This is a genomic window from Geodermatophilus sp. URMC 60 (genome assembly GCF_053502585.1).
Genome location: NZ_CP199958.1, coordinates 655,873 through 675,847 on the forward strand (window position 1 = coordinate 655,873; position 19,975 = coordinate 675,847).

Sequence of the window (19,975 nt, forward strand, 5' to 3'; positions counted from 1 at the left end):
GGCTCCCTCCAGGGGCCGGCCGCGAGCGTGCGAGCGGTGGGGAGGAGGGGGTCCTCCCCACCCGCCGGGGGCCGCCCGCACCTCTCTCACCGGGCCGGTGCGGGCGCCGTCCGCACCGGCCCCGTGCGCAGCTCGCGGCGGCGCAGCACCGCCGAGCCGGTGAGCGCGACCAGCCCGGTCGCCGCCAGCGCCGCGCCGACGGCGGCCGGGGCGGTCCAGCCCAGGCCGGCCGCGATGACGACGCCGCCGAGCCAGGCACCCAGCGCGTTGGCCGCGTTGAGCGCCGAGTGGTTGAGCGCGGCGCCCAGCATCTGCGCCTCCCCGGCGACCTCCATCAGCCGCAGCTGCAGGGTCACCACCAGCACCGAGGCGGTCGCCGACAGCAGGAAGAGGCCGGTCAGCAGTCCGGGCGCCCAGCGGGCGACGAGCGTCACGAGGGTCAGCAGCAGGCCCATCGTGACCATGGCCCCGACCAACGAGCGGAACAGCGCGAGGTCGGCGAGCCGGCCACCGAGCGCCGTCCCCAGGACCCCGCCGACGCCGAAGACCAGCAGCACCCACGGGACGGCGGTGCGCGGCAGCCCGGCTTCCTCGGTGGTGAGCGGGGAGACGTAGCTGTAGACGGCGAACATGCCGCCGAAGCCGACCGTGCCCACGAGCAGGGTCAGCAGCACCTGCGGACGGCGCAGCGCGGTGAGCTCGGTGGCGACGGTGACCTCGCTCCGCCCGGGCGAGGACGGCACGACGGCCAGCACCGCGAGCACGGTCGCCACGGCGAGGACGACGACCGCCCAGTAGGCCGCCCGCCAGCCCAGCGTCTGGCCGAGCCAGGTCGCTGCCGGGACACCGGCCAGGTTGGCCACCGCCAGGCCCAGCATCACCGAGCTGACCGCCCGGCCCCGCAGCTCGGCCCGCACCAGCGATGCGGCCACGAGCGAGGCCACCCCGAAGTAGGCGCCGTGCGGCAACCCGCTGACGAAGCGGGCGACGAGCAGCGGGGAGTGCCCGACCGCCAGCGCGCTGCCGAGGTTGCCGAGCAGGAACGCGACCACGAGGCCGACCAGCAGCCCCCGACGCGGCAGCCGGGCGCCGAGCGCGGCGATGACCGGGGCGCCCACCACCACGCCGAGCGCGTACGCGGAGATGACGTGGCCGGCGGTGGGGATGTCGACGCCCACGCCCTCGGCGATCTCGGGGAGCACGCCCATCGTCACGAACTCGCTCGTGCCGATGGCGAAGCCGCCCAGCGCGAGGGCGACGACCGCGGCGACGACCCGCCGGGTGCTGAGCGGGGGGACGTCGGCCGGTGCGGTCACGTAGGAGAGGCAAGGCGGCTCCCCCCGGCCGCATTCCCCTGGCGAGGATCCGGAACCGGTCCCGTCCGGAGGCTCGCCGTGGCCCCGTCCCGGGTCCCGCCCTGGGCCTGCGAAGGGTGGGGAGGACGGGGTCCTCTCTCAGTGCAGGCGCAGCGGGCCGCGCGGGATCCGGCGCAGCCGGTGCAGGTGCGCGGCGACGGCCGGCCGGCTCGGGGCTCCGGGCGGCAGGGTCTCCAGGCAGGCCTGCCACACCGCGGCGTCGTGCTGGGCCTCGGGGAGCTGGGTGTAGCGGAGCAGCAGCTCCGGACGGCGGGCGGCGAGCACGGCCTGCCGCAGCGAGGCCGACAGCCGGTCGCGGGCGGCGAGCACGCCGGGCGCGGACGAGCGGGGCAGCACCGCCCCGGGGTACCGCTCCAGGGCGGGCCCGACGGCGCCGCGGGCGAGCAGCCGGCGCACGTGGTCCAGGTCCGTCTCCAGCGGGCCGGTCAACCGGTAGGGGCGGGAGCCGAGCAGGTGGGCGCCGACCAGCCGGCGCAGCCGGGACAGCTCGGCCCGGACGGTCACCGCCGCGGCGTCGCCGGCGTGGCACTCGACGGCCAGCTGCTCGGCCGTGCGCCCGCTCCCGCCGGCCGCCGCCTCCGCGAGCAGCAGGAGCAGCTCGGAGTGGCGCAGCGAGAGCTCCGCCGGGCCGGACGGGAGCTGCAGGCGGGCACGCTCGCGGCCGAGCACCTCCAGTCGCGGGACGGGCCGGGCCGCCGGGCGCGGTGCCGGGGCCGGGGGCCGGGCGGCGTCCTCGCGGTGCAGCCAGCGCAGCTCCGCCTCGACGGCGGCCACCGTGGCCCGCACCAGGGTGAGCACCTGGGGGCTGGCCACGTGGTCGCCGCCGGTGACGTCGATGGCCCCCAGCAGCACGCCGGTGACCGGGTGGTGCACCGGCGCGGCCGAGCAGCTCCACGGCTGCACGGGGCGGCGGTAGTGCTCGCTGCCGTAGATCTGGACGGCGTGGTCGACGGCCAGCGCGGTGCCGGGGGCGTTCGTGCCGGCGACGTCCTCGGACCACCGGGAGCCCTCGACGAAGTGCATCGCCTCGGCCCGCGTCCGCAGTTGCCGGTCGCCCTCGACCCAGAGCATCCGGCCGTCGGCGTCGGTGACCGCGACGATCATCCGGTCGGCCTCGGCGTCCTCGACCAGCAACCGGCGGATCACCGGCATCACGGGCGCCAGTGGGTGCGCGGCGCGGTAGGCCAGCAGCTCGTCGTCGAGCAGGTCGACCGGAGGGGCGGCGCCGTCGGGGTCGACACCGCCGGCGAGGCTGCGCCGCCAGGAGTCCCACACGACGGCGCGCACCAGGTCCGGCGCGGCGGGACCGGAGCGGGTGACGAGGGCCTCGTGGGCGGCGCGCAGCCGCCGGGTGTGCGCGGGGTCGGGCCGGCCGTCGGGCAGCGCGACCCACGGGTTCACCGCCGTCACAGCTCTGTCTTCACGGCGCTGTCTTCACGGCGCTGTCCGCGGGCTCGGGTACATCGTCCGCCCATCGTGACCGCTCATCCGCGATTCCACCAGGGAGCCGGTGGTGCGCAACCGTCTCGGAGGACACGGCATCGGTGCAGGCCGGGCGGGCAGCAGCGCCCCCGGGTCGCGCGCCCGCAGCGCCCCCGCCCACAGCCCGGCGCCGTAGGCGAGGTCCTCCAGGCGCCGGCCGGCGGCGAAGCGCAGCGGACCCACCCGGCCGCGGTGCGGCCACCAGGCGAGCGCGGCGTCGGCGACGGCGGCCGCGGCGACGAGACGGCGGGCCCGGCGGGAGACCGCGGCCGCGGCCAGCGCAAGCGGCCAGTGGTGCCGGGTGACGCTGCGTGCGAGCGTCTTCCCGGCTGCGGCGCTGCCCCGAACGACGAGCACCGCGGCCAGCCCCACCGGCGCCCGCTGTCCGGGCCGGGCCAGCCGGGGTGCCAGGCGGGCCGTCGCGACGGCGAGCACCGCGGCGCCGGCCAGTGCGCCCGACGGGCGTCCGGTCAGCGCCAGCGCCCAGGCCGCGGCCGACCACGGTGAGAGCACCACGGGGGCGACCGCGGCGCCGTGCCGGGCGGCCAGCAGCGCGGCGCCGGTGCCGTAGAAGGCCCGGCGGCGCAGCCACTCCACGGTCGCCGCGCGGTGCTCGTGAGCGACGGCGGCCGACGGCTCGTAGCGCACCCGCCAGCCGGCCGCGACCAGCCGCCACACCAGGTCGACGTCCTCGGCCACCCGCATGGACTCGTCGAAGCCGTCGCCGAGTGCGTCTCGTCGGGCCACCATCGCGGCGCTGGGCAGGTAGGACACCGCCGTCCCCGGTGCGACCGGCGCCGGGTCCGGGCCCATGTCCAGCGCGCTGACCGTGGCCTCGTACGGCTCCACCCAGCCGCCCCCGTCCGCCGGGAGCGCGGTGATCCGGGGAGCGACCAGCGCCAGCCGCGGATCGGCGGTCAGCCGGGCCAGCGGCCCGGACCAGCCCGGCAGCGGCACGCAGTCGGAGTCGAGGAACGCCACGAGCGGCGTGGTCACCGCGCGCAGGCCGGCGTTGCGGGCGGCCGCCGGGCCGCGGGCGGTGGGGTGCCGCAGCAGGCGTGCGCGGTACCGGCCGGCGGCGGCGGCCACCGCGTCCGGGTCGGCGGAGCCGTCGTCGACGACGAGTACCGGGACGGCGGCGGTGTCGGGGTCGGCGCGCAGCGCGGCGAGCAGCCGCTCCAGCTCGGCCGGGCGGTCCTTGACCGGGACGACGACGGCGAGCTCCCCCGCCGGGGTGCCGCCGGGCTCGGGATGGGCGAGACCGGCGTCGAGCAGGCGGGCGGCCAGCGCGGCGGTGGCGGCGTCCCGGACGACGAGCCGGTCGGTCCGCAGCAGGTCCCGGGCTCGGGGCTGTAGGCGCAGCAGCCGCAGCGGGGAGCCGCCGAGCAGCGTCGTCCCCCCGTCGCGGCGGCGGACGCGGGGGTCGAGGCGGACGGCGGTGCCGTCGGGGAGCCGGTCGGGCGGGGGGGCCGCGACCGAGGGCCCCGCGCTCATGCGTCGGCCAGGACCTCGGCGGTCGTGGTGACCTCGACCAGCGGGGCGTAGCACCCGAGGATCCGCATGGTGTCGTCGTGGGCCTCGTCGTCCGCGCCGGCGCAGGCGTCGGAGACCACCCGGACCAGCACGCCGGCGTCCGCCGCGGGCAGCACGGTGGAGAGCACGCAGCAGTCGGTGGCCACCCCGGCCACGGTGACCGGGCCGTCGCCGACCAGCTCGGCGACGGCGGGGACCCACTTGCCGAAGGTCGGCGCGTCGACGACGGGGCGGTGGCCGGGGTCCTCCGACAGCTGGAACAGCGGGATGGCGTGCGCCTGCGTGAAGTAGTCGTACTTGGCGTAGTAGTCGGCCCACGCGCCGGTCGGCTCGTCGGGGACGACGAAGCGGGTGAAGACGACGCGGTCGCCGAAGGCCTCGACCAGGGAGCGGATGCGCGGCCGGATCTCGTCGAAGCGCGGCGTCGTCCACGGCGAGGTCGGGTCGCGGAAGACCTCCTGGTAGTCGACGACGACCAGCCAGCCGGGGGGCGGTGCCATGCTCGCGACACTAGTTGCCGCTCCGAGCGCTCCGCCGCCGGGAGGACCCGTGCCCGAGTACCCGCAGTCCCTCGTGCCCGTCGGCCACGTCGAGCCCGCCCCCCGCCGGGTGCGCGCCTTCCTCGGCGGCCGGACCGTGCTGGACACCCGTCGAGCCAGGTACGTGTGGGAGTGGCCGCACTACCCGCAGTACTACGTGCCGCGGGACGACGTCGACGCCTCCCTGCTCGTCGACGAGCGGGCTGCCGAGGACTCCGGCCGCGGGAGGGCGCTGCGGCACGGGCTCCAGGTGGGGGAGGTGAGCCGGCCGGGCGCGGCCCTGGTGTACGGCGCGGACGCTCCGGAGGCTCTCCGGGACACCGTGCGGTTCGAGTGGTCGGCACTGGACGCGTGGTTCGAGGAGGACGAGGAGGTCTTCGTCCACCCGCGCAACCCCTATGCGCGGGTCGACGCGCTGCGCTCCACCCGCTCCGTCCGCGTCGAGCTCGACGGGGTCGTGCTGGCCGAGTCGTCGTCCCCGGTGCTGGTCTTCGAGACCGGCCTGCCCCCGCGGTCCTACCTGCCGCGCACGGCAGTCGACTTCACCCACCTGGTGCCCAGCTCGACGCGGACCGAGTGCCCGTACAAGGGCCGCACGAGCGCCTACTGGTCGGCGGAGACCGGCCGCGCCGTCTACCCCGACATCGCCTGGTCCTACGACTTCCCGACCCGGGAGATGCTGCCCATCGCCGGGCTGGTGGCCTTCTACGACGAGAAGGTCGACCTCGTCGTGGACGGCCGGCGCCGGCCCCGGCCACGGACGCCTTTCCCGGGCTGAGCGCGGCAGGCCGTGGGGTCCCCTCAGCCGCGCAGCAGGCCGGCCGGGTCGACGTCCCAGGCGCGGACGGCGGCGGCCAGTCGCCCGGCCATCCCCGCGAGCAGGTCCGCGCCCTCCGCCGCCGACGCCCTCGCGGGGTCGCCGAGCACCCCGGTCGGGCTGACCGCGCGCACGCCCTCGGCGCGCAGCCGGGGCAGCAGCTCCGCGATCGGGGTGCGATCCCCCGCGACCGCCCGGTCCTCGCGGACCCCTGCTGGTTCCACGTGCAACATCAGCGAGGTCTCGGTGCGCCCGGCGTGCGCGTCGGCGCCCGCGACGCCGCACGGGAACCAGGCGACCTCACGCCCCTCGGTCCGCAGCTGCGCACCGGCCGTGCGCAGCGCGTCGAGGTTGCCGCCGTGGCCGTTGACCAGCACCAGCCGCCCGGCCCAGCGGCACGCCGAGCGGCCGTACTCGACGAGCAGCCCGGTCAGCGCCTCGGTGCCGATCGAGACGGTGCCGGGGAAGTCCTCGTGCTCGCCGCTGGCGCCGTAGGCGAGCGCGGGCGCGAGCAGGGCGCCGTCCAGGTCGTCGACGGCGGCCTCGGCGACGGCGCAGGCGACGGTCGTGTCGGTGGCCAGCGGCAGGTGGTGGCCGTGCTGCTCGACGGCGCCGAGCGGCACCAGCAGCAGCGGGCGCTCGGGCAGGTCGGGCCAGGTGGCGCCGGCGAGCCGGGTCCCCGGGGCGGCGTCGGTCACCCGGCCGAGGCTAGTCAGACCGCCAGCCCGACCCGGTACCCGTCCAGGGTCGCTGCGCCGGCCTTCCGCGGGGCGAGGCAGTCGCCGACGCGGTGGACGTCCAGGCCGCTGTCGCGCAGCGCGGCCCACAGCTCGCCGTCGGCCCGCGGAGGCACGGCGACCACCACCCCGTCGACGGTGCGCTCCTCGACCGCGCCGGTCGGGTGGTGCAGCAGCCGCACGGTGCGGCCGTCGACGGCGGTGACCAGCCGCTCCGTCGTCCGCCGGATGCCCAGCGCCGCCGCCCGCCGCTCCCAGCCGGGGCGGTCGAGGGTGAGGCCGAGGTCCTGGCCGACGACCATCGCCGCGGTCACCACCTCGACCCTGCATCCCCGCCCGGCGAGCAGCTCGGCCACCGACGCAGCCGCGGCGGTGCCGAGGTCGTCGACGACCAGGACGTCGCCGGAGGGGTCGGCCGCGCCGGTGAGCACGTCGCGGACGTCGACCACCCGGTCGCCGTCCCCGGCCCAGTCCGGCCGCACCGGGCGGGCACCGGTGGCGAGGACGACGACGTCGGGGGCCTCTGCCCGCACGGCCTCGGCGGTGGCCCGCACACCGGTGCGCACCGCGACCCCCGTCCGGGCGCACTCGGCAGCGAGGTCGTCCACCAGCGGGCGCAGCCCGTCCCGGCCGGGGGCGGACGCCGCGACCCGGATCGCGCCGCCGGTGCCGGTCGCCTGCTCCCAGACGGTGACCGCGTGCCCGCGAGCGGCGGCGGTGGCGGCGGCGCGCAGCCCGGCCGGTCCGCCGCCGACGACGAGCACCCGGCGGCGGCGCTCGGGCACCGGCAGCGGCGCCTCCCGGCCGGCCCGCGGGTTGGTCACGCAGCCCAGCGGCCGGTTCAGGCCCACCCGCCCGACGCACTCCTGGTTGCAGCCGAGGCAGCGGCGGATCTGGCCGTCCCGCCCGGTCAGCGCCTTGGCGGCGAACTCCGGGTCGGCGATCTGCGCGCGGACGGCGCCGACCAGGTCGCAGTCGCCGGCGGCCAGCGCGCGCTCGGCCTGACCGGGGGTGAGGATCCGGCCGACGCCGATCACCGGCACGTCCACCGCGGCGCGGACCGCCGCGGACAGGTACCGGGCGTAGCCGGGCGGCGTGCTCATCGGCGGGACGACGCGGTCGAGGGTCGCCGTCGCGACACCGACGGTGGTGCTCACGTAGTCGACCAGCCCGCGGTCGGCGAGCAGCCGTGCGGTGGCCACGGCCTCGCCGAGCGTCGTCCCGCCGTCGCCGCCCTCCTCGTCGGCCAGCCGGACGCCGAGGGCGCGGCCGGGGCCCAGTGCCTCGCGGACGGCGGTGAGCACCTCGACCAGGAAGCGGGCGCGGCGCTCGAGCGGGCCGCCGTAGCGGTCGGTGCGCCGGTTGGTGGCGCCGGAGAGGAACTGGCGCACCAGCGAGGACTGCGAGCCCTGGACCTCCACACCGTCGAAGCCGGCGGCGGCGCAGCGGGCGGCGACGTCGGCGTACCCGGCAACCAGGTGGGCCAGGTCGCCGGTGCTCGCCTCGCGCGGGACCTCGCGGAACAGCGGGTCGGGAACCGGGGACGGCGCGAGGACCGGGCTGCGGGTGTGCAGCGAGTCCGACTGCCCGCCGTTGTGGTTGACCTGGGCGAACACCGGCACGCCGTGCGCGTGGACGGCGGCGGCGACCCGCCGCATGCCCGGTGAGGCGTCGGGGTCGCAGCCGCGGACCAGCTTCTCGTAGGGCCGGTCGGCGGGGTCGGTCGAGCACTCCTCCGTGACGACCAGCCCGGCGCCGCCGGCCGCACGGGCCGCGTAGTAGGCGGCGTGCCGCTCGGTGAACCGGCCGTCGACCGCGTAGTTGGTCAGGTGGGCCGGGAACACCAGGCGGTTGGGCAGCGTCACCGGCCCGACCCGCAGCGGCACGGAGAGGTGTCGCACGTGTCTCCCTCCTGCGCCCGGGGCCGGCCCCCGGACGGTAGAGACTCGCAGGCATGGCTCCTCGACGTTGCCCCTGCGGGACCGGGCTTCCCTACGCCGAGTGCTGCGGGCGACTGCACGACGGCAGCGCGACGGCGGGGACCGCGGAGCAGCTGATGCGCTCGCGGTACAGCGCCTTCGCCGTCGGCGACCCGGCGTACCTGCTCGCCACGTGGCACCCCTCGACCCGGCCGCCGTCGCTGGAGCTCGACCCGACGGTGCGCTGGACCGGTCTCGACGTGCTCGCGACGACCGACGGGGGTCTGCTCGCCGCGGAGGGCACCGTGGAGTTCCGGGCCTGGTACCGGCACGAGGGCGAGACGGGCAGCCAGCACGAGGTCAGCCGGTTCGTCCGCGTGGACGGCCGCTGGGCCTACCTCGACGGCAGCTGACCCCGGCTCCTCTGCGCGCAGGCAGCCGGCAGCCGACCGGTGCCCGTGGGTGGGCGTCGGTCGATCGCCGGCTGTGTGATCGCCGGCTGTGTGACGGTGCGTGGGGTGTGGGTCAGGCTGCGGTGACCAGTGGTGGTCCGGTGCGTTGGGGTCCGGTCAGGATCTCGGTGCCGTCGGGGCGCCGGGTGCGCCACCGGCCGTCGGGTTGTCGCTCGACGGGGAACCCGTGGTGGACCTTGGTGTGGTGCCGTTCGCACAGCAGCGCGGCGTTGGCAAGGTCGGTGGCTCCGCCGTCGATCCAGGCCAGCAGGTGGTGCACGTCGCACCACTGCGTGGGGGCGGCGCAGCCGGTGAACACGCAGCCCCTGTCGCGGACCTCGGCGGCCCGCCGCACGTGCGCCGGGAACAGCCGCACGGTGCGGCCGTGCTCCAGCGGCACGCCGTCGGGGCCCATCACGATTCGGGTGACGGCCCCGTCGCAGGCCAGCCACCGCGCCCGCGCGGCGGAGATGGTTGCGCCGAACCCCAGCCGGGCGGCCCCGCGGCCGGTGCTCGGGTCGGCCAGGTCCTCGATGCCGACCGTGACGATGACCTGGGGCTTGTGGCCGCGCAGCGTCGGCAGGTCACCCGAGGCGAGGACGTTGTCGCACAGCTGCACCAGCGCGTCGGCCTGCTGCTGGGCCCGGGTGCGCTCGTCCCCAGCGCACCGGCCGGCCTGCACCACCGACTCCAGCGCCGCCCGCAGCCTCTCCCCACCCACGGCGTCGAGGTCGAACCGGCCGGTCACTGACCCGTCGGCGTGCCTGGCCAGCACCAGCCGCCGACCCTCGGTGGGGTCGGGCTCCGGCCCGTCCTCGTCGAGCCGGTGCAGGTAGTGGTGCACCGCCTGCGCGGTGTCCGCGTACGGCCGCTCGCAGGCCACGCCGGTCTGCACCGCGTCCACCACGGCCAGGTCGACGCCCTGCTCCGCAGCGGCCGTCAGGTGCTGAGCCTCGGCGACGCGGGCGATCACGCCGGCCTGCTCGCTGGTGACATGACCGGAGGCGAACGCCGCGGCGAGCGCGGGCAAGTGCGCCCGCGCCCGGCCGGTGCGCACCACCCGGGCGGCCTCCGCGGTCGACAGGTGGCCGTGCCCGCGCAGCCAGGAGGCCATGGTCGTGAGCCCGTCGACCTCCGCCGCGCCGGACACCTCGGCCTCGCGCACCGTGCGGGCCACCTCCGCGGCGATCCGGTTCTGCGCCACCAGCAGCGGCCGCAGCCGCTCCAGCAGCGCCGGGCCGAACAACAGCGTCAGGTCCTCGGCGGCCAGGGCGTCGAGCGCGGCCAGCAGCTGCTCCACGACATCTCCGGCCGATTCGATCGGGCGTTCGAAGTCTAGCCGATCCGGCAGCTGCAGACCACGCGTTCCCGCAGGTCGGACGCCCGTCCACAGATCCGGCAGCACCCTTGACGGCAGAGGTCCGGGCGACCCTGCGGACACGTCGTCGGCAGCGCGGCGGAGGTGTGTCAGCGCCCACCGCCGTGGGCAGGAGTCGTGCGACACCCGATCGCACACTCCCGAGAGGACGACATGAGCGCCGAGGACACCCGCAAGGTCGCCGAACTGCTCAAGGGCGAGAGGTTCGGCTTCCTGACCACCACGACGCCCGAGGGCAAGCTGACCAGCCGGCCGATGGCGCTGCAGGAGGTCGAGTTCGACGGCGACCTGTGGTTCTTCGCCGAGCAGAGCGCGCCGTGGCTGGGCCACATTTCGCACTCGCCGCAGGTGAACGTCGGCGCCGGCTCCGGCGGCAGCTGGGTCTCCCTGACCGGTGAGGCCGTCATCGTCAGCGACGTCGCCAAGAAGAAGGAGCTGTGGAACAGCGGTGTCGAGGCCTGGCTGCCGCAGGGCCCGGAGGACCCCTCGGTCGTGCTGGTCAAGGTCGACGGCGACTCCGCGGAGTACTGGGACAGCCCCGGCAACCGGCTGGCCACCGTGTTCAGCTTCGTGAAGGCCAAGGCCACCGGCGACAAGCCGGACACCGGCGAGCACAAGAAGGTCGACCTCTGACAGCCGGCACCCAGCCGGTGAGCACCGGGCCCTCAGCAGGCCGCGTCAGCGTGGACGGCGTCCCCTCTGGAGGTGCCCAGGTGCTCACCATCGCCGTCCTGCTCGCCTTCCTCGCCACGCTCACCGTGGCCGACCTGCTGCCGCACGGCCGTGCGGCGATGGTCCCCCTGCCGCGCTAGCCCTGCCGCGCTAGCCCAGCGGCGCGACGAGCAGCGTCCGCGCCGCGCGCCGTCCCTCGAGCACCGCCTCGAGCACGGTGCGCGGCGCGACGGCGTCCCCGGCGGCCAGCACCCCGGGCGGGACGTCCCCCGGCAGGCCGGGACCCGCATCGACGACGACGGCGCAGGGCACGGACCGCTCCTCCCCCGTCCACCGGTCGGCCAGGACCGCGACCCCGTCGCCGGCCGAGCGCAGCACGGACGACGTCTCCCGCCGCACCCCCGCCCGAGCCAGCCGCGCGTTGGCCGGCGCGAGGTCGCCGCCGAGCCGCTCGCCGACCACCGCGTCCGGAGTCACCACCGTGACCTCCCGGCCGGCTGCGGCGAGCAGCTCCGCGACCCCCACGCCGACCGGCCCGCCGACCGGGTCGTGCACCACCACCGGCCCGGGCGGCAGCTCCCCGCCGGCCAGCACGTCGGCGGCGCGCACACCCATCTGCCGGCGTGCGCCCGTCGCGACGACGTCCCCGGCCGCCGCGGCCGTCCCCAGCTCGATCCGCACTCCCAGCCGCGCCGCCTCCCCGGCCAGCCAGTCGGCGAGGTCGGCGAAGCGAGCCCGGCCGGGCAGCGCGGCGACCAGCCGCAGCGCGCCGCCGAGCCGGTCGGTGCGCTCCACCAGCCGGACCTCGGCTCCCGCGGACGCGAGCACCCGCGCGGCCTCCAGCCCGGCCGGCCCGCCGCCGACGACGGTCACCCGCCGCCCGGCGCCGTCCGGGAGGGCGTCCTCGCCGGACGGGTCGGCGACGCAGCTGACCAGCGGGTTGCGGACGTCGCGCACCTGGCAGGCCTGGTTGCACAGGGTGCACGGCCGCACCGGGACGCCGGCCCGCGCCTTGCGCACGAGGTCGGCGTCGGCGATCTGCGCGCGGGTCATCTCGACGGCGTCGGCTACACCGTCGTCCAGCGTCCGCTGCGCGGCGACGACGTCCACGACCGAGCCCTGCAGCACGACCGGCGTCCCGCCGGCGGCCGCCCGCACGGACCGGGTGAGGTCCGCGTTGAAGCCGGGCGGAGCGTGCCCGTCGGGCCGGTACGCCGACGGCGCCAGGCCGCTCCCGCGGACGACGACGAGCAGGTCCACCAGCGGAGCGAGCGCGCGGACGTGCCTGGCGGCCAGGTCCGGCGTGATCCCGGCCCAGGGCGCCTCCTCGTCGCAGCAGAGGCGCAGCGCCAGGACGCGCCCAGGCCCGAGTGCCGCGCGGACGGCGGCCAGCACGTCGCGCAGCAGCCGCAGCCGGTCGGTGCCGTACGCGTCGGTGCGGGAGTTGGTCAGGCCGGAGGCGAACTGCCGCAGCAGCGAGCGCGCGCCGGCGTCGACCTCCACGCCGTCGACGTCGGCGTCGACCGCGATCCGGGTGCCCGCCGCGAAGCCGGCGACCAGCGCGCCGACGTCCGCCTGCTCCATCGCGACGGGCACCTCGCGGGTGGCGACGTCGGGCACCGCGGACGGCGCCCACAGCGCGGTCTGCGCGTACCCCGGGCTGCCCTGGGCCCCGGTGTGCCCGAGCGAGGCGAGCACCAGCGCGCCGTGCGGGCGGCAGGCGGCGGCGACGTCGGCCCAGCCGGGACCGCAGTGGGCGGCGAGCGGCGCCCGCTCGTAGGGGTGGTCGGACGGGTGCACCGACGCGGTCTCGGTGACCACGACGCCGCAGCCGCCGGCGGCCCGGCGGGCGTAGTACGCGACGTGCCGCTCCGACAGCGCCCGTCCGCGGCCCAGGTTGGTCTCGTGCGGGCCGAACAGCACCCGGGAGGGCGCCGTCCGGCCCGCGAGCACCAGCGGGTCGAGCAGCCCCGTCAGCGCAGCTCGAGCCCGGCCAGCGGCGACTCGTCGCACATCCGGGCGGGCGGTGTGGGTGAGGACACGGCCGGCGCCGTCGGGATCGACGGCATGCCCAGCAGCGTCGGCTGGCCGCGGACCGGGCCGGTGTGCGAGTGGTCGAGGTGGCTCCTGGGCTTCACCAGATCGGCCTCGCGTGCGGCCAGCGCGGTCTCGCCGTAGCCCTGCACGCACTCGGGGTCGGGCCCGTCCAGCGGCAGGCCGGTGAAGAACTTCGCGGCCATGCAGCCGCCCCGGCAGGCGTCGAAGTGCGCGCACTTGGTGCAGGCGCCGCCGGTCTGCGGGCTGCGCAGCTCGGCGAACAGCTCGCTGGACTGCCAGACGCGCTGGAACCCGCCCTCGTCGCGCACGTTGCCGGCCAGGAACTGCTCGTGGATGGCGAACGGGCACGCGTAGACGTCGCCCACCGGGTCGATCAGGCACACGACCCGCCCGGCGCCGCAGAGGTTCAGGCCCGGCAGCGCCTCCCCGAACGCCGACAGGTGGAAGAACGAGTCGCCCGTCAGCACCTTCTCGCCGTTGGCCAGCAGCCACGCGTACAGCTCGCGCTGCTGGGCCTGGGTGGGGTGCAGCTGGTCCCAGACGTCGGCGCCGCGGCCGGACGGGCGCAGCCGGGTGATCCGCAGCTGGGCGCCGTACCGGTCGGTGAGCGCCCTGAACTCGTCCAGCTGGCCGGCGTTCTCCCGGGTGACGACGACGGAGACCTTGAAGTCGCGCATCCCGGCCTCGGCGAGGTTCTCCAGCGCGCGGATGGCGGTGGCGTACGAGCCGGCGCCGCGGACCCGGTCGTTGACCTCGGCGGTCGCGCCGTCCAGGGAGATCTGGACGTCGACGTAGTCGGTGGCCGCCAGCTGCTCGGCGCGGGCCCTGTCCAGCTTGACGCCGTTGGTGGAGAACTTGACGCCGACGTCGTGGCCGACGGCGTAGTCCAGGAGGTGCCAGAAGTCCGGCCGGACGGTGGGCTCGCCACCACCGACGTTGACGTAGAAGACCTGCATCCGCTGCAGCTCGTCGATGACCGCCTCGGCCTCGGCGGTGGACAGCTCCCGCGGGTCCCGCCGCCCGGAGCTGGACAGGCAGTGCGCGCACGCCAGGTTGCAGGCGTAGGTCAGTTCCCAGGTCAGGCAGATCGGCGCGTCCAGCCCGTACTCGAACTGGTCGACGAGGCGGCCACCGGTCGGGCGGGGCGGGACGGCGGGTCGGGACGGCAGGACGGCGGTCATGGGTGAGCCTCCGGGGCGGCCTCGTCGCAGGGACCCGCCGCGAGCTCGCGAGCGGCGGGGGGCGACGGGGTCCTTCTCTCGATCATCTGCGAACGCGCGAGGTCGGCCAGCGCCTTGCGGTAGGCGGGGTGCTGGGCCTCGGGGACCCCGCACGCGACGAGGGTGGCGTCGGCGCTGGGGTGCTCGGCCAGCGTCTCGACGACGGCGACCAGCGCCTTCGACTTCAGGAAGGAGAGCTTCCGGTTCCCGAAGTGGTAGACCAGCGCGCCGAAGGGCTCCGGGCGCAGGGCCACGGAGCGGGCCCGCCGCCAGGGCAGCGACGGGTCGAAGTCAGCGGTGCGGGCCGGCGCGGGGGTGCCGGAGCCCGACGGTGGTGCGGCGCCGGCCTCGCGCACCTGCTGGGCCGGCGCCGCGACGGGGGCGTCGATCAGTACACCCCGCACATGCCGTCGATGGAGACCTCCTCGACGAGGGACTCCTCAACCAGGACCTCCTCGACCGCGGTGGCCTCGGCCGCCTGGGTGTCGTCGGACTCGGGCATGGCGCCTCCTGTGATCTGGGTTACGCGGTGGCGGGGACGTTAGTGACACCCAGTGCCACCCGGCAACACCGCTGCTGGGCCGCGGCGTGCCGTCCGCCGGCACGCCGGTGCCGCAAGATGGGGTCGTGACCGAGGCGCCTGCAGACGTGCGCGCCGACACCCGCGCCCGCATCCAGCAGGTAGCCCTGGAGCTGTTCTCGCGGACCGGCTTCGAGCAGGTCACCGCCGACGAGATCGCCGACGCCGCGGGGATCAGCCGGCGCACGTTCTTCCGCTGCTTCGCGACCAAGGCCGACGCGGTGTGGGGCGAGTTCGGCGCGCACGTCGACCGCCTGGAGCGGCTGCTGGCGGCCACCCGCGACGACCAGCCGGTGCTCGCCTCGATCTGCGCGGCCTACGTCGAGGTCAACGACTACGCCGCCGAGGACCTCCCGATCCTGCGCCAGCGGATGGCGCTGATCCTCGGCGAGCCGGCGCTGCAGGCCCACGCGCAGGTCCGCTACGCCGACGTCGACCGGGTGGTCGCCGAGCACGTCGCCCGCCGCACCGGGCAGTCCCCGGAGGCGCTGCTCCCCCGGCTGGTCGCCACCAGCACGCGGGCGGCGGCGACGACGGCGTTCGAGGTGTGGCTGGCGGACGGGAGGACGACGCTCGCGGCCGCCCTGCACACGGCCTTCGACCAGCTGGCGCTCGGCTTCCCCGCCCTGCGCACCGCGCCGTCCCGCCCCTGACCCCGTCCCGATGATCAGGTGAGCTGATCATCGGGGCTCCTGGCTCACCACTGGTCGTGAGCCAGGAACGTGAGAGGTGAGCCGGGACGCCGAGGTCTTCGCCGACACCTTCACCCGCTTCTTCGGCCTGCGGGCCGTGGTCGACGCCGACGAGGGGCACGGGCACGCCCACGACGACCTGGCCGACACCGGCGAGCTGCAGAAGATGACGTGGTCGCCGGACCCGGCCGCCGACGTGCAGGAGGGGCACAGCCACGGCAAGCCGGTCGACATCAAGGAGTTCTTCAGGCCCGAGGACCTGGCCGCGCAGCACAACCTGCACCAGGAGGCCAACAAGGTCGACCTGGCCTCGTTGACCCAGCAGATCGTGCTGTCGTCGGAGAGCCGCGGGCGGGAGGGGGACGACGCGCAGCAGGTGCAGCTGGAGGTGTCGCGGCTGCACGACCCGGGCCTGCCGGGCGACCTGGTCCGCGGCGGGGGCACGCACCTGGACCTGGAGCTGTCGGTGGCCCAGCAGCAGGCGCTGCGCGACTGGCTGGCCGACCCGGTCGGTGACCTGGACCCCGAGGTGGCCGAGGCGCTGCGCCGCCAGCTCGCCGGGGTGATCGAGGACCTGCCCGAGCTGCTCGCCGCGCACCTGCAGGAGCTCGCCGGGATGACCGACCTCGCCATCGAGGAGCGCGAGCCGGCCCGGGCGCCGGTCGAGAAGGTGACCGAGGCCGAGCGCGCCCGGATCGAGGACTCGCTGCGCCGGCTGGCCACCTCGCTGCACGGCGGGCTGACGCACGAGAAGCGGCAGTCCCCGCGTGGGCGCGTCGACGTCGCCCGCACGATGCGGCGCAACCTGCGCTACGACGGCGTCCCGTTCCGGCCGGTGACCACCCGGCTGACCGAGGACAAGCCGCGGCTGGTCGTGGTCGCCGACGTGAGCCTGGCGGTGCGGACGACGGCGCGGTTCACGCTGCACGTCGTCCACGCGCTGCAGGACCTGTTCGCGCAGGTGCGCACCTTCGCCTTCGTGGACGACGTCGTCGAGATCACCGACCTGTTCGACGAGCACCCGCTGGAGCACGCGCTGGGCCTGGTCTTCGGCGGCGACGTCATCGACGTGGACGCCTCCAGCGACCACGGCGCGGCCTTCGCGCAGCTCGCCGCCGACCACTCCGGCGCCTTCACCCGCCGCTCGACGCTCCTGGTGCTCGGCGACGGGCGCGGCAACGGCAACGCCCCGCGGCTGGACGTCTTCGCCGACCTGACCCGCCGGGTGCGCGAGACGATCTGGCTGACCCCGGAACCGCGGTACTCGTGGGCGCTGGGCGGCTGCGACCTGCCCGCCTACGCGGACAGCTGCGACCGGGTCGAGGTCATCCGGGACCACTCGGGGCTGGAGAGCTGGGCGACCGACGTCGTCACCCGGGCAGCCTCCCGCTAGTGCCTCACCGGGACGGCGGGCCGCCCGGGCCGCCGCCGGCCCACGGGGGCCGGCCGCCCGGGCCGCCACCGCCCCACGCCGGCGGGCCGCCCGGGCCGCCACCGCCCCAGGCCGGCACGCCGCCGGCGGGTGGTCCGCCCATGGTCACGATGCGGTCCAGCTCCTCGATCCCATCGGCGCCGAGCGTCACCTCGGCCGCCCCCAGGAGCTCCTCCAGCTGGGCGACCGAGGTCGCGCTCGGGATGACCAGCACGTTGGGCGAGCGGGCGAGCAGCCACGCGATGGCCACCTGCATGGCGCTCGCGCCCACCCGCTGCGCGACCGCCTCAAGCACCGCGGACTGCTCAGGGTTCATCTCGCCCATGGGGAAGAACGACGTGTAGGAGATGCCTTCCAGCGCCGTGTAGGCGATGCCGTCCCGGGCCAGCTCCTCGACCAGGCGGTCGTCGGTGCGGTGGATCAGGTTGTAGTGGTTCTGCACGCAGGCCAGGGGGGCGATGCCGCGGGCCTCGGCGACCTGCCGGCTGGTGATGTGGCTGATCCCGAGCTGGCGGACCAGCCCCTCCTGCTGCAGCCGCACCAGCGCCTCGAACGGCTCGGCGAGGGAGCGCTCACCCGGCTCGCCCAGCCCCGGCATCCGCAGGTTGGCCACGTGCAGCGCGTCGAGCCCGAGGTGCTCCAGGTCCTCCTCCACCGACCGGCGCAGCCCGTCGGGCGTCAACGCCTCGTCCCAGCCGCCCTCCGGCGTCCGGCGGGCACCGACCCGGGTGACGATGACCAGGTCCTCGGGATAGGGGTGCAGCGCCTCGCGGATCAGGTCGTTCACCACGTGGGGGCCGTAGAGGCCGCTGGTGTCGAGGTGGTCGACCCCCAGCTCGACGGCCCGGTGCAGGACGGCGAGCGCCGCCTCGCGGTCGGCCGGTGGCCCGGTGACCCGGGGCCCCGTGAGCTTCATGCCGCCGTACCCCATGCGGTGCACGGTCCGGTCGCCGAGGGAGATCCGTCCGGATCCCGTCGCGGTGGTCGTCATGCCGGAGGAAGTTAGGGCCGGGCGGGTGTCGGACGACACGGCCGATCACCACCCCCCGGCGCGGCCGTCACGGGTCGTGGACCGCCTCCTGCGTGTCGTGCGCGTGTCGTCACGGCTAGATGAGACCCAGCTTCGAGCCGGCGTAGACGGCCTCGGCGCGGCGGGAGACCGCCAGCTTGCGCATGACGTTGCCGACGTGGAACTTCGCCGTCGTCGCCGAGATGAACAGCTCCCGGCCGATCGCCTCGTTGGACAGCCCGCGCGCGAGCAGGGTGAGCACCTCGCGCTCGCGGGCGGTGAGGTCCGGCCCCGCGGCCGCCGCGGGCGACGGCGCCGGTGTGGCCAGCGAGCGCACCACCATCGTCGCGCTGTGGCTGTCGAAGGCGCTCTCCCCGCGGCGCACCGCCCGGATCGCGGCCACCAGCGCCACCGCGTCGACGTCCTTGAGCACGTAGCCGCGGGCGCCGCGCTGGATCGCCTCGAGCACCAGCTGCTGGTCGAGGAAGGTCGTCACCACCAGGACGCCGGGCGCCGGTGTCGCGGCGGTGAGCTGCCCGCACAGCGTCAGCCCGGCGACGTCCGACCCCGCCGACAGCTTGAGGTCGAGCAGCACGATGTGCGGCCGGCTGGCGGCCACCAGGTCGAGGGCCTCACCGGCGGACGCCGCCTCGCCGACCACCTCGATGTCCGGCTCGCGCTCCAGGATCGAGCGCAGCCCCTGCCGGACGATCGCGTGGTCGTCGACGATGACCAGCCGGATGGTCTCCCCGGGGCGCTCACCCATCGACGGCGTCCCACGGCATCCGGACCTCCACCCGCACCCCGCCCATGCGGGCCCGCGTGAACCGCACCGTCGCTCCCATCTCCGCGCAGCGGGAGGCGATGTTGCCCAGCCCGCGGTGGTACCCGTCGTCCCGGCGCCCGGAGGCCCGCAGCGCCCGGCGCAGCACGTCCGGATCGCCGCAGCCGTCGTCGGCGACCGACAGGCGCAGCTCGTCGGGCCGGTAGGCCAGCCGCACGGTGCTCCGGGTGGCCTGCGCGTGCCGGGCGGTGTTGAACAGGCACTCCGAGGCGATCCGGAACAGCGAGTGCTCGACCTCGGCGGGCAGCTCGCGCGGGCGCCCCTCCACCCGGACGGCGACGGCGAGTCCCGGGACCGGGGAGACGTCGGAGAGCCGGCCCAGCAGCGCGGGCAGCCCGTCGCCGTCCCCGTGGCCGTCCGTGGAGAGCGCGTGGATGGCGCCGCGCAGCCGCTCCACCGCCTCGCGGGTCAGCGCCTTGGCGTGCCCGAGCCGCTCGTAGACCGCGCCGTGGTGGGCCACCTCCGGCCGGCACCACTCGATGGTCATCCCCGCCGAGAGCACGTGCTGGGCCACGCTGTCGTGCAGCTCGCGGGCGATCCGGTGCCGCTCGGCGTCGACCGCCTCGCGCTGCGCGGCGACGTCCAGCCGCCGCTCGGCCTCGGCCAGCTGTTCGTGCCGGTCGGCGAGGTCGCGAGCCCGCTGCTGGGCCTGCGCGTAGAGCTCCTCGGTCTGCCGGCGCAGCCCCTCCGACCGCGCCAGCAGGTGGTCCGAGAGCAGCGCGACGGCCGACTGGTTGGCCGCGATCCGCAGGATGGCCAGGTCGGCGGCGGTCGCCGTCCGCCGCGGCCCGCCGCAGGCCACCAGCGCGCCGACCGGCTCGCCGTCGACCACCAGCGGGACGACGACCGCGCCGTCCCCGGTCTGCCACGGCTCGACGGCGTCGGCGGCCAGCGCCTCGGCCACCGGACGCCGGACCACCTCGGGCAGCAGCGCCATCCGCCCCACCCCGACCCCCGACGGGCCGCGGCCGAGCATCCGCGGCCGGGCAAGCGGCAGCGCCGTCCCGGACAGCGCCAGCACGGCCCACGGCTCGCCGAGGTGCTCGGCGGTGGCGTCGACGACGGCCCGGCACAGCGCGTGGGCACCCTGCCCCGTGGCCGAGAGGACGCCGGCGATGTGCTCCAGCGAACCCAGCGCGCGGTCGAGGTTCTCTGCGGTCTGCCGGTACTCGGCGTACCAGCTCGGCTTGGACGAGCGCAGCCCGGTGAGCTCGCTGATGTCCGGTGCGCGCATC

Annotated in this window: 20 protein-coding genes; 6 read left to right on the forward strand and 14 right to left on the reverse strand. The window is 76.5% G+C overall.

The window, feature by feature from the left end; all coding sequences use genetic code 11:
- Positions 1-86: 86 nt before the first annotated feature.
- The 4 genes from ACWIX3_RS03225 to ACWIX3_RS03240 form a co-directional block, all read right to left on the reverse strand.
- Entirely contained in the window at positions 87-1,316 is a 1,230-nt protein-coding gene (locus ACWIX3_RS03225; RefSeq protein ID WP_448610642.1) for an MFS transporter, read from the reverse strand.
- A 138-nt stretch (positions 1,317-1,454) separates the two neighbouring features.
- A complete protein-coding gene (locus ACWIX3_RS03230) occupies positions 1,455-2,786 on the reverse strand; it encodes a GAF domain-containing protein (RefSeq protein WP_448610643.1) in 1,332 nt (443 codons plus the stop codon).
- 24 nt (positions 2,787-2,810) lie between these two features.
- Positions 2,811-4,352: a mycofactocin biosynthesis glycosyltransferase MftF gene (gene mftF, locus ACWIX3_RS03235; RefSeq protein ID WP_448610644.1), complete on the reverse strand. Its 1,542-nt coding sequence runs from the start codon at positions 4,350-4,352 to the stop codon at positions 2,811-2,813.
- Positions 4,349-4,891, reverse strand: a complete 543-nt coding sequence (locus ACWIX3_RS03240) for a cysteine hydrolase family protein (protein ID WP_448610645.1) — start codon at positions 4,889-4,891, stop codon at positions 4,349-4,351. The genes mftF and ACWIX3_RS03240 overlap by 4 nt, the downstream gene beginning before the upstream one ends.
- A gap of 49 nt (positions 4,892-4,940) precedes the next feature.
- On the opposite strand from ACWIX3_RS03240, the gene ACWIX3_RS03245 reads away from it, so the two are divergent.
- Positions 4,941-5,708, forward strand: a complete 768-nt coding sequence (locus tag ACWIX3_RS03245; protein ID WP_448610646.1) for a DUF427 domain-containing protein — start codon at positions 4,941-4,943, stop codon at positions 5,706-5,708.
- A gap of 23 nt (positions 5,709-5,731) precedes the next feature.
- Here the strand turns inward: ACWIX3_RS03245 and mftE are convergent, their stop codons facing one another.
- Together mftE and ACWIX3_RS03255 are read right to left on the reverse strand one after the other, a co-directional pair.
- Positions 5,732-6,445, reverse strand: coding sequence for a mycofactocin biosynthesis peptidyl-dipeptidase MftE (gene mftE / locus ACWIX3_RS03250; protein WP_448610647.1), 714 nt, complete (start codon positions 6,443-6,445; stop codon positions 5,732-5,734).
- A gap of 14 nt (positions 6,446-6,459) precedes the next feature.
- The gene (locus tag ACWIX3_RS03255; protein ID WP_448610648.1) at positions 6,460-8,385 is read right to left on the reverse strand and encodes a mycofactocin system FadH/OYE family oxidoreductase 2; all 1,926 of its coding nucleotides are present in this window, start codon (positions 8,383-8,385) and stop codon (positions 6,460-6,462) included.
- A gap of 53 nt (positions 8,386-8,438) precedes the next feature.
- Here ACWIX3_RS03255 and ACWIX3_RS03260 point away from each other — a divergent pair, with 53 nt between their 5' ends.
- A complete protein-coding gene (locus ACWIX3_RS03260; protein ID WP_448610649.1) occupies positions 8,439-8,816 on the forward strand; it encodes a YchJ family protein in 378 nt (125 codons plus the stop codon).
- A 112-nt stretch (positions 8,817-8,928) separates the two neighbouring features.
- On the opposite strand, the gene ACWIX3_RS03265 is transcribed toward ACWIX3_RS03260, so the two are convergent.
- Positions 8,929-10,155, reverse strand: a complete 1,227-nt coding sequence (locus ACWIX3_RS03265) for a DUF222 domain-containing protein (protein WP_448610650.1) — start codon at positions 10,153-10,155, stop codon at positions 8,929-8,931.
- A 231-nt stretch (positions 10,156-10,386) separates the two neighbouring features.
- Between ACWIX3_RS03265 and ACWIX3_RS03270 the strand changes: the two genes are divergently transcribed.
- Both ACWIX3_RS03270 and ACWIX3_RS03275 read left to right on the forward strand, forming a co-directional pair.
- Positions 10,387-10,866, forward strand: coding sequence for a pyridoxamine 5'-phosphate oxidase family protein (locus ACWIX3_RS03270; protein ID WP_448610651.1), 480 nt, complete (start codon positions 10,387-10,389; stop codon positions 10,864-10,866).
- A 50-nt stretch (positions 10,867-10,916) separates the two neighbouring features.
- On the forward strand, positions 10,917-11,045 hold the full coding sequence (locus ACWIX3_RS03275; protein WP_448610652.1) for a hypothetical protein: 129 nt from the start codon (positions 10,917-10,919) through the stop codon (positions 11,043-11,045).
- A 10-nt stretch (positions 11,046-11,055) separates the two neighbouring features.
- Here ACWIX3_RS03275 and ACWIX3_RS03280 read toward each other — a convergent pair whose 3' ends face one another.
- Genes ACWIX3_RS03280 through mftA form a run of 4 tightly spaced genes read right to left on the reverse strand, consistent with a single transcriptional unit; the run spans position 11,056 to position 14,685 of the window.
- Positions 11,056-12,858, reverse strand: a complete 1,803-nt coding sequence (locus ACWIX3_RS03280; protein WP_448610653.1) for a mycofactocin system FadH/OYE family oxidoreductase 1 — start codon at positions 12,856-12,858, stop codon at positions 11,056-11,058.
- Positions 12,859-12,878: 20 nt separating this feature from the next.
- Positions 12,879-14,144, reverse strand: coding sequence for a mycofactocin radical SAM maturase (mftC, locus tag ACWIX3_RS03285; RefSeq protein ID WP_448610654.1), 1,266 nt, complete (start codon positions 14,142-14,144; stop codon positions 12,879-12,881).
- Positions 14,141-14,587 carry a mycofactocin biosynthesis chaperone MftB gene (gene mftB / locus ACWIX3_RS03290; RefSeq protein WP_448610655.1) on the reverse strand — a complete coding sequence of 149 codons (447 nt, stop codon included), beginning with the start codon at positions 14,585-14,587 and terminating at the stop codon, positions 14,141-14,143. The genes mftC and mftB overlap by 4 nt, the downstream gene beginning before the upstream one ends.
- The gene (gene mftA, locus ACWIX3_RS03295) at positions 14,572-14,685 is read right to left on the reverse strand and encodes a mycofactocin precursor MftA (RefSeq protein WP_448610656.1); all 114 of its coding nucleotides are present in this window, start codon (positions 14,683-14,685) and stop codon (positions 14,572-14,574) included. The genes mftB and mftA overlap by 16 nt, the downstream gene beginning before the upstream one ends.
- A gap of 125 nt (positions 14,686-14,810) precedes the next feature.
- On the opposite strand from mftA, the gene mftR reads away from it, so the two are divergent.
- A complete protein-coding gene (gene mftR / locus ACWIX3_RS03300; RefSeq protein ID WP_448610657.1) occupies positions 14,811-15,416 on the forward strand; it encodes a mycofactocin system transcriptional regulator in 606 nt (201 codons plus the stop codon).
- A 76-nt stretch (positions 15,417-15,492) separates the two neighbouring features.
- Positions 15,493-16,848: a VWA domain-containing protein gene (locus ACWIX3_RS03305; protein ID WP_448610658.1), complete on the forward strand. Its 1,356-nt coding sequence runs from the start codon at positions 15,493-15,495 to the stop codon at positions 16,846-16,848.
- Positions 16,849-16,852: 4 nt separating this feature from the next.
- Here ACWIX3_RS03305 and ACWIX3_RS03310 read toward each other — a convergent pair whose 3' ends face one another.
- The 3 genes from ACWIX3_RS03310 to ACWIX3_RS03320 form a co-directional block, all read right to left on the reverse strand.
- Positions 16,853-17,878 (reverse strand): oxidoreductase, encoded by a 1,026-nt coding sequence (locus ACWIX3_RS03310; RefSeq protein ID WP_448610659.1) that lies wholly within the window; start codon positions 17,876-17,878, stop codon positions 16,853-16,855.
- A gap of 115 nt (positions 17,879-17,993) precedes the next feature.
- Entirely contained in the window at positions 17,994-18,662 is a 669-nt protein-coding gene (locus ACWIX3_RS03315; protein WP_448610660.1) for a MadR family response regulator transcription factor, read from the reverse strand.
- Positions 18,655-19,974: a GAF domain-containing sensor histidine kinase gene (locus ACWIX3_RS03320; protein WP_448610661.1), complete on the reverse strand. Its 1,320-nt coding sequence runs from the start codon at positions 19,972-19,974 to the stop codon at positions 18,655-18,657. The genes ACWIX3_RS03315 and ACWIX3_RS03320 overlap by 8 nt, the downstream gene beginning before the upstream one ends.
- Position 19,975 lies beyond the last annotated feature (1 nt).

What these genes read in the sequence shown, in the direction of transcription:
- mftF (WP_448610644.1), bottom strand. Translation starts at nt 4,352, where the DNA reads ATGAGCGCGGGGCCCTCGGTCGCGGCCCCCCCGCCCGACCGGCTCCCC.
- ACWIX3_RS03240 (WP_448610645.1), bottom strand. Translation starts at nt 4,891, where the DNA reads ATGGCACCGCCCCCCGGCTGGCTGGTCGTCGTCGACTACCAGGAGGTC.
- ACWIX3_RS03260 (WP_448610649.1), top strand. Translation starts at nt 8,439, where the DNA reads ATGGCTCCTCGACGTTGCCCCTGCGGGACCGGGCTTCCCTACGCCGAG.
- ACWIX3_RS03270 (WP_448610651.1), top strand. Translation starts at nt 10,387, where the DNA reads ATGAGCGCCGAGGACACCCGCAAGGTCGCCGAACTGCTCAAGGGCGAG.
- mftC (WP_448610654.1), bottom strand. Translation starts at nt 14,144, where the DNA reads ATGACCGCCGTCCTGCCGTCCCGACCCGCCGTCCCGCCCCGCCCGACC.
- mftA (WP_448610656.1), bottom strand. Translation starts at nt 14,685, where the DNA reads ATGCCCGAGTCCGACGACACCCAGGCGGCCGAGGCCACCGCGGTCGAG.
- ACWIX3_RS03310 (WP_448610659.1), bottom strand. Translation starts at nt 17,878, where the DNA reads ATGACGACCACCGCGACGGGATCCGGACGGATCTCCCTCGGCGACCGG.
- ACWIX3_RS03315 (WP_448610660.1), bottom strand. Translation starts at nt 18,662, where the DNA reads ATGGGTGAGCGCCCCGGGGAGACCATCCGGCTGGTCATCGTCGACGAC.
- ACWIX3_RS03320 (WP_448610661.1), bottom strand. Translation starts at nt 19,974, where the DNA reads ATGCGCGCACCGGACATCAGCGAGCTCACCGGGCTGCGCTCGTCCAAG.